At 34.0% G+C, this 7,898-nt stretch carries 8 protein-coding genes; all 8 read left to right on the top strand.

Features of this window, described 5'->3' with window-relative positions:
• The first annotated feature begins 128 nt into the window (after positions 1-128).
• The 8 genes from JCM1039_RS09900 (at position 129) to JCM1039_RS09860 (ending at position 7,093) form a co-directional block, all read left to right on the top strand.
• Positions 129-800 (top strand): V-type ATP synthase subunit I domain-containing protein, encoded by a 672-nt coding sequence (locus JCM1039_RS09900; protein WP_236692551.1) that lies wholly within the window; start codon positions 129-131, stop codon positions 798-800.
• An 81-nt stretch (positions 801-881) separates the two neighbouring features.
• On the top strand, positions 882-1,565 hold the full coding sequence (locus JCM1039_RS11780) for an ApaLI family restriction endonuclease (protein ID WP_306305429.1): 684 nt from the start codon (positions 882-884) through the stop codon (positions 1,563-1,565).
• Positions 1,565-2,746 (top strand): DNA-methyltransferase, encoded by a 1,182-nt coding sequence (locus JCM1039_RS09885; protein WP_025015617.1) that lies wholly within the window; start codon positions 1,565-1,567, stop codon positions 2,744-2,746. Before JCM1039_RS11780 ends, JCM1039_RS09885 begins: the two co-directional genes overlap by 1 nt.
• An 854-nt stretch (positions 2,747-3,600) precedes the next feature.
• Positions 3,601-3,957, top strand: a complete 357-nt coding sequence (locus JCM1039_RS09880) for a hypothetical protein (RefSeq protein WP_025015616.1) — start codon at positions 3,601-3,603, stop codon at positions 3,955-3,957.
• Positions 3,958-3,967: 10 nt separating this feature from the next.
• Entirely contained in the window at positions 3,968-5,113 is a 1,146-nt protein-coding gene (locus tag JCM1039_RS09875) for a P-loop NTPase family protein (RefSeq protein WP_025015615.1), read from the top strand.
• Positions 5,110-5,721, top strand: coding sequence for a hypothetical protein (locus tag JCM1039_RS09870; protein WP_025015614.1), 612 nt, complete (start codon positions 5,110-5,112; stop codon positions 5,719-5,721). Before JCM1039_RS09875 ends, JCM1039_RS09870 begins: the two co-directional genes overlap by 4 nt.
• A 69-nt stretch (positions 5,722-5,790) precedes the next feature.
• Positions 5,791-6,159, top strand: coding sequence for a hypothetical protein (locus JCM1039_RS11775; RefSeq protein WP_025015613.1), 369 nt, complete (start codon positions 5,791-5,793; stop codon positions 6,157-6,159).
• 43 nt (positions 6,160-6,202) lie between these two features.
• Positions 6,203-7,093, top strand: a complete 891-nt coding sequence (locus JCM1039_RS09860) for a rolling circle replication-associated protein (protein ID WP_025015612.1) — start codon at positions 6,203-6,205, stop codon at positions 7,091-7,093.
• Positions 7,094-7,898: the final 805 nt, after the last annotated feature.

Below are 7,898 nucleotides of genomic sequence, written 5' to 3'. Positions count from 1 at the left end.
CGATAGGGAAATTCCATGCTCTGGAGCCTAACAAACGCACAGCATAAAAATCTAAACTTGCTTTTTCAAGTTCTTTTTACTTTTTTGGTGGTGCGAGTTGGGTTAAAGTTAATTAAAAAGGTTTAAAGATGTCTTCGAAGAAATTTGAATTCATTCGAATATATTCAAAGATATTCGAAGATTTTGAAGAAAGAGTTTTGATTATGGGTAAGACAGTTCGTGAGATTGCTGATATATTAGGTACTTCGCCTGATGATCTGATTAAAGAAAAACAAAGAATTAGAGATGAGATTAAACGTCAGAATATTAAAGTTAGTAAGCAAGGAAACAAGTTTTTAATTGATGATTCTGATGTTGAGAAGATAGTTGGTGTACTGCGCCCAAAGATAAATGAAGAATCTTCGAAGAACAATGAAGAGAATGAAGGACTTCTTCGGCAAATAGAAGAGCTTAAGAAGCAGAATGACAAGCTTCGTAAAGATAAAGAAGATAAGAACGAAGAATTAAATCGAATTAGTTCGAAGAAGGATGATGAAATTTCAAAGAAGAATGAAGAAATTCGAAGATTAAACAAGAAGATCGAAAAGTATGCAGATGACTTTAAAGATCTTAACGATAAACAAATGCAATTGAATAATCAGCAACAACAATTGCAGGCAAAAATTCTTGAACAGACTAAACAGTTGAAAGATTCGCAACAAAAGCTGTTGGATACTGCTGAGATGAGCTCTCAGTTGCAAGATAAAGTTGATAAGATTGAAAATGCATCACTTTGGCAACGTATTACTCGTAAGTTTTAGGTTATCGATATTGGTTATATTACTATTGATTTAAATTTGATAAAGTTTTATTAGTTCATGTAAGTAAGGAGTATTTGTAATATGACAAAAAAATCGAAATTAGAGTTTGCGATAGAAGAAATGCAGCATAAGGGGATTGAGACTGCAATAGAACATCTTGCGGGGAGTTATTCTGCAGAACTTGAAACTAGAATGGACAAGCGTAAGAATGAGATGAAGTTGGATAACAAAGAGCATTATTTGGTTTATAGAGTATTAGGTATATCTGCAGAGGAAGGCGATGCCATTGATCTTTATCAAAACGAAGGACGTTTTTTATATAAATATGCTGGCTCGTTTATGGAAGATGCTGCCCACTTGTGTTTTGTTGACAAGTATGGCGTAAATAATGCTAAAAAGGTAAAAATTCCTAACACAATCGGAAAAAGACCTAAACAGTATGAGATAGATTGTCTTGTTAACAGTGATGCTCACGAGATTAAGTGGAGAGATGCTACAACAGATGGCGATCACGTTCTTAAAGAAAATACTCGAATTAAAGTTATTAAGAATGCAGGGTATATACCAATTAGGGTGATGTTTTTCCGACCTAATAGAGAGCAATCGAAGAAAATACAGGATACATTAGAGACACTGTATCATGGCATTGGTGGTAAATACTATGCTGGTGATGCTGCATGGCAATATATTCATAACTACACTGGTGTAAATTTAAAGGAAATACTTGAACGAATTGCTACAGAGAATGAAAGGAAAAAACATTAATGATAGTCAAGCAAGGCGATTGCTTAGTTGAAATGTCCAGATTGAAAACTAATTCTGTAGATCTTATTTATCTTGATCCACCTTTTTTTACTAATAAGCGACATAGATCAACAAGTAAGAGCGATAAGGATATTAGTTTTAATGATAACTGGGACTCTAAAGAGCAGTATATCCAATATATGAGTGAACGTCTAAAAGAAGCTCATAGAGTTTTAAAAGAAACAGGTAATATATTTGTACATTGTGATAATAATGCCTCTTATATATTTAGAGATATTTTGGAGAAAATATTTGGCTCCTCAAATTTTCAAAGTGAAATAATATGGACTTATAAACGCTGGTCTAATTCTAAAAGAGGATTAATTAACGCACACCAAACTATTCTTTTTTACAGCAAAACTAGTAAGTTTAAGTTTAACCGTATCTATACCGATTATTCTCCTACTACTAATGTAGACCAACTTTTACAAGAAAGAGTACGTGACAGTAATAATAAGACAGTTTATAAAAGGGACGACAATGGAAATACAATAGCGCCTAAAGCTAAAAAGGGAGTACCATTATCTAACGTGTGGGATATTCCGTACTTGAATCCTAAAGCTGAGGAAAGAGTAGGATATCCTACTCAAAAGCCTTTAGCATTATTAGAAAGGATTATTCGGTTAGGTTCTGATCCAGGAGATGTTGTACTAGATCCTTTCTGTGGTAGTGGTACTACCCTTGTAGCCGCTAAATTGCTTGACCGTGAATTTATTGGCTTTGATGTGTCAGCGGATGCTATTAATATTACAAATAGTAGGTTAGCAAATCCTATTGAAACTAAATCTCGTTTGTTAAAAAAAGGTGTATCTTCATATATTACTAAAAATGAAATGGTTTTGAATCTACTGCATAGTATTAATGCGAAGCCAGTCTTTAGAAATAAGAGTATTGATGGCATTATTAATGATTTGGATAATGATCAACTTATCCTTGTAAAGATACAAACTAAAAATGAAAGTTTAGAAGAAACAAAAACTTTACTTGCAAGAGCGTTAAACAAAAAGAAATTAAGTAGAGGTCTTATTATACGAACACATAAGGATGAATATTTAGAGACAAGTTTGATGCCATCTTATTCGACTGTGGATATTAAGGTAATAGATAGTTATAATCTTATTATCAAACAATGGCTTTCATAGATAAAAATCTACAAGCAAAAACCGCTTTAGAATAAGATCTAAAGCGGTTTTTATATTATTCTTTTTCTTTTGTATTTACGTCAAAAGCATTTTCAAAATAGCCAAAAATAACAAAAAATGAAACATACTGACTTTGTGAAATTTCGCGGATTTTGAAAAATTACAAAAATAAAAACGCTGATATATCAACGTTTTGACGGCTTATTTTATTGTATACAGCCAGAATTTCACAAACTTACTTTTTGTAAGTTCTATAGCCCCTGCTATGAGCGAACTGCGTCTAATTGGCATTATGTAAAGTAAGAAAAAATAACCCCGTAAGAATTTCTTACGGGGTATTTTTGTGTTCTTTGAACACACTTATCGCTATTTAAATTATATCATTTCATGACTAGAAACAATAGAAAAATTATTACATTCTTGCTTGTTTTGATCGGAAAATCGATACAAAACGATATTTTTAATAAGTCAAAATGTGCCTTTTTTGACGTTTCAAACGTCATTTTTATTAAAATCCTGTAGATATTCTCTGGAAAATTGCTATTTTATGACTACTTGAAAAATACTTTGAAAATGTTAATTTTTCGGCATTTCTGCTTCTATATAAAGCAGAATGAGGATCTTTTTGACTTCTAAAATTTTGTTTTTAGTTGTATATCAAGCTTTTAAGGGTGAGTGGTATTAGTGACTAAATGGTTATAAAGCCTGATATATCAGCATTTTAGAACGTTTTTTAGCATTTTGCTTATTTTTTAGTTAAATCATATAAACGCAATAAATATTTTATTCTTTAGTTGTTAGCTCAACAGGTAAGGAATTGCTAAGTTAGTGCTAACTAGATAAGGAGGATTACTATGGATGATCATAATTTGTTATGGATTTTTGTAGATTTTCATAATGCACTAATAACAACTATTAACGAGGCTTCTTCGCGTTGGGATTTGTCTAAGCTAATGCATGCTTTGAAAGATCATAAATTACGGGGACTGTCATTAAACTGCGCTCGTACAATTAATGATAATCGTGAATTTTTGGCAAAAGACAAGTCAAAATTGATGGAAGCAATAAAGCATGAAACAGATGCTTATGCATTGGTGAGCGGACAGACAACAGAATTTGTTGAACCTGAACAACTGCAGTATTTATTTAAATCCGTTGCAGAAATGCAAATAGCATTGTTGCAGTTCAATGCTGACCATATAGATAGGTAGGAGAATTAGCATGGATAATGTTGACGATGTAATAGATGCTTACAGTCGTTTAATAAGGTCAGCTATTGACGCCCAACTTGGCGATACTGATAACACGTTTAATAATACTGTAGGAATACAGCTAACTAAAAATAAGCTTTTGGTTTGGTTGAACGAACCTTCTACTTTAATCCTTAATATTGACTTAAAAAATAAGTTAGAGCAAATTATTAGTTCTGTATTATACCCGGCATTTGTGGTCAAACATAAACCAGGGCTTACATTAATCCCACGTTTGGAGCAACCTCCAGAATCGGCGAGAGCGTTAGCCTTTGATCTCCATTTTGGGATATATGAAAGACTACGTATAAGTAGTTTAAAAGATACTAATGTATTTTCTAATGGAGCAAAATTGGCGATTGCTTTAATGGATGATTATTATTGGATACCTAGTTTATCGCCTCATGTGGCTATTCAGTCAACTACTAGAGGTGGTAAAACAACATTTTTGCGATATTTGGCTATAAATTGTCATAGCTACTCGATGTTATCGGTAAAAAATGGTGCACTTGATGATGAAAGCAATCCTTTGGTTATTATTGATCCAAAATTAGATCCAGATTTGAGAACAACAACTTTGGAGTTAGATGGGATTTATATTTATCCAGATTTTACCAAGTCGGAAAATAGTTTTATTGATAGCGTGTGTTTACAGTTAAAATCTGTAATTGATCTAATGCAACGGCGAGCATTACGCAAAAAAAAACAGCCCAATGCCAAATTTAAAGATGTTTTTGTATTCATTGACGAAGGAATTTCCATTCCCGCAATGGGTAATACTAACACTAAAACTATACATTTTCGGCTTTTAGATAGGTTACTGCTGATGGGTGCTTCATTTCAGATTCATATTGTAATGGCTTCTCAAAGTTTTTTAGCTGGCACAAATGGGGCTCTAAGTTCTCAAGCAAGACTCGAGTTTGGAGTTAAAGTCTTGCTGGCATCTAGGATAAATACTGAAAATGCTCAATTCTTATTTAAAGAATTAGACAAAGATGCAATCAATAACTTGATTTTGGATGAGGATAATTATGGAACGCTTGGAGTCGGCATTATCACAAATGGTGATGGTAACATTGTCCCTTTTAAAGCACCTTTTGTTGGTGAATTAAGATGAATCAAAATAAAAAAATACAGACTATTTTTGACAATTTTAGTTTTATTAGCAAACAGCCGTTTGAAATTGGCGTAAGCCTCAGTATTGTTGGCTTTGCTTTGTTACTAGGGTTTGTTGGCTTTGATCTATGGCAAAATTCTGGATCAGTATTTGGAATATTTCTTTTAATCTTAAATTTAGTGATTGTTGTTGGTGCGATTATACATATTGCAAATATGCAGGAAGTCCCAAAAGCCTACAGTAGTAAGATATCTGGGCACTTCTTATATAAGAGATCTCTTCAATTAACTAGATTCGTACAAAAAGAATTAGTATCTCAAATTGATGATTCCAAATTCCCTACAGCACGAACGCAGATTCAAAAATATAATAATTCAATTCGATTGTTAAGTTTTGTGGTTGTGTTTGAACGGGAAGCGTATTTGTTTATCAGATTACCTAAAAATGTTAGTGCTAGACGCGATTTAAGGGAGCTAGATGAAATTGCGAATGATTTAGCTTTGGAATTGGGATTAACAAGATCAAGTTTTCAAGATTTCATAAATCATCAAAACCTAGGTTTAGGGTATATCTCAAGATCAAAGTATAAGGTAATGCGATTAAGTTAATAGCTGGCGCCCGCACGCCAAAAGGCGATAGCGAGGCGGCAGCCAGTAAGATTAGAAAGGATAAAAATAATGAGTTTAAAAAGTTTGAGTAGTTTCCAAAAATTTGATGCGGAAGCTTTCTTTGCAGACAAGCAATTTTTATTTACCAAGGCGGAAGAGTGGAGAGAAGGGGAAAATCCCGACACTATGAAGATAGTCGGGACTAAAATTACAGGAGTCATATTTTCTGACTCAACAATTTACCCTAATGATCAAAAAGGTATTAATCAAGGAGAATCCATCACTTTCAAGGTTCGTAAGCCTGTTTCAGCTTTTAATGGCTGGAAAGTTTTTCAAACTACTTTTGTAGCTAATGAATTTGATAAGGTTTCTATATGGGGCGATTTCAGAAATCAGCTTTCTGTAAAAGTTCCATCTCTTCAACCAATTCAAAATTAATCTTTAACTTGATTAACTCAATACTTTAGCACCTAATTTGTCTATGCAAAAAAAGTCTAAAAATGCTATCAAAAATGATCAAGTAGTTAGCGCTTATCACTACGGTGACACAATTGAGATGTCAACTGCTTTGGGCACTAATCCTGTAATGCGCAAGGTTAATAAGGACGAGATGGTTAATATAGTAACTGGTGAGATTAAAACGATTAAGCACGTTGTTAATCGGGCAGACCCCAAAAATTACGAGTCTTTACGTAGTACTTTTAAGCGTTTAAAACGTTTGATTGGTGCAAATTTTGCCGGTGGACTCTCTGAGTTATGGATAACCTTGACGTACAGGGATAGTCCGATGACGGACAGCAAACGCTTATATGATGATTTTAAACGCCTTATCCGTCGCTTGCGTCGTATAACTGGTAAGGATTTGGCATATATTGTTGTTATTGAGCCACAGGCGTCTGGGTCATTACATGCACATTTGTTGCTTAAAACTTGCGACCGATCACGGCTGTACATTGCTAACAGTGATTTGGCAACTGCTTGGGGGCAAGGCTTTGTTAATGTCCGTAGGTTATCAGATGCAGACAACGTAAGTGCCTATGTTATGGCTTATCTTACTGATGTCGATCTAAACAATTTGGATGGTGATCTTAACCATAAGGACAAAACTAAAAAAATCATCAAAGGTGGACGTTTAAGCCTGTATCCGATAGGTATGCAGATTTACAGGCGCTCGCGTAAGGGTATTGTACAGCCAACGCGGATTATAGCCACTAAACAAGATGTCAAAGATGATTTTGATTTGGCAGATAGCGACTATTATAGATCGTTTGACGTCAAAAATGGTGATGATACATACCAGATTAAGACAGAGTATTACTCAATCTCAAAAGCAAAAATAAAAAAAGCACTGTCAAAAATCAACAAAAAATAGTAAAAAAGATGCTGAGATTGTAATTAATAGAGCAATTTCAGCATTTTTTGTGCATGATTGACTTTTAAATACTATGAAACTGCTTTATAATTGAACTAACAATTAAATATTTGAAAGCAATAAAAAAGCCCATTATTGATACGCCAATATCGATAACGGGTCAAGCTCATTGATTACAAAGCCTAATCAACAAGTGATTTTTAACTTTCTTATAGGTATATTCTAGCAAGGTAGATAATATTTTTCAATTAATTAATGATGTTTTCTACGACACTATTGATAGACGTATTAGATATAAGATTAAAAATGATGATTAACACAGCTGTGGTCAATGAATTTGGCTACAGCTTTTTTACTGCTTTGGTTAATCACCATTAGCGGATTAAAATTATTCCTGTTGGGCGCGCAGGTTTAACAAAGGCGCCGGTCCTGTTCGTTTCTTCATTACCAGATGGGCAGGAATCGCAGGGGGTAAGGCTCGGAGCCCCCATTGAAATAAAAAAGAAGTGGGCAGGCAAAATCGGTCTTACATTTAAACTGATGAGCTATTGCATATTGGAGAGTTAGCGCTGGAGTAATCTAGGCATTTGAACTGATGTAGATATGTTAGGAACTGGACAGCCAATGGAGTAAGATTTGACGCATATGGGCATTAATTGAATGTCGGGAGCGATATAGAGTTATCATTATTGATTGCTATGTAGGGATATGCAGACGCATAGATTGATATATCGTAAAGTTCGGTAATGACTTGTGACGGGCGGGCATCGCTGCGGCATAAAGATGTGGAGCTTCCTTATTTTTG

Source organism: Lactobacillus kitasatonis DSM 16761 = JCM 1039, from assembly GCF_000615285.1.
Classification (GTDB): domain Bacteria; phylum Bacillota; class Bacilli; order Lactobacillales; family Lactobacillaceae; genus Lactobacillus; species Lactobacillus kitasatonis.
Note: the sequence above shows the minus strand (reverse complement) of the source record. Positions and strands in the feature narration are given on the sequence as shown.

What these genes read in the sequence shown, in the direction of transcription:
- JCM1039_RS09900 (WP_236692551.1), top strand. Translation starts at nt 129, where the DNA reads ATGTCTTCGAAGAAATTTGAATTCATTCGAATATATTCAAAGATATTC.
- JCM1039_RS11780 (WP_306305429.1), top strand. Translation starts at nt 882, where the DNA reads ATGACAAAAAAATCGAAATTAGAGTTTGCGATAGAAGAAATGCAGCAT.
- JCM1039_RS09885 (WP_025015617.1), top strand. Translation starts at nt 1,565, where the DNA reads ATGATAGTCAAGCAAGGCGATTGCTTAGTTGAAATGTCCAGATTGAAA.
- JCM1039_RS09880 (WP_025015616.1), top strand. Translation starts at nt 3,601, where the DNA reads ATGGATGATCATAATTTGTTATGGATTTTTGTAGATTTTCATAATGCA.
- JCM1039_RS09875 (WP_025015615.1), top strand. Translation starts at nt 3,968, where the DNA reads ATGGATAATGTTGACGATGTAATAGATGCTTACAGTCGTTTAATAAGG.
- JCM1039_RS09870 (WP_025015614.1), top strand. Translation starts at nt 5,110, where the DNA reads ATGAATCAAAATAAAAAAATACAGACTATTTTTGACAATTTTAGTTTT.
- JCM1039_RS11775 (WP_025015613.1), top strand. Translation starts at nt 5,791, where the DNA reads ATGAGTTTAAAAAGTTTGAGTAGTTTCCAAAAATTTGATGCGGAAGCT.
- JCM1039_RS09860 (WP_025015612.1), top strand. Translation starts at nt 6,203, where the DNA reads ATGCAAAAAAAGTCTAAAAATGCTATCAAAAATGATCAAGTAGTTAGC.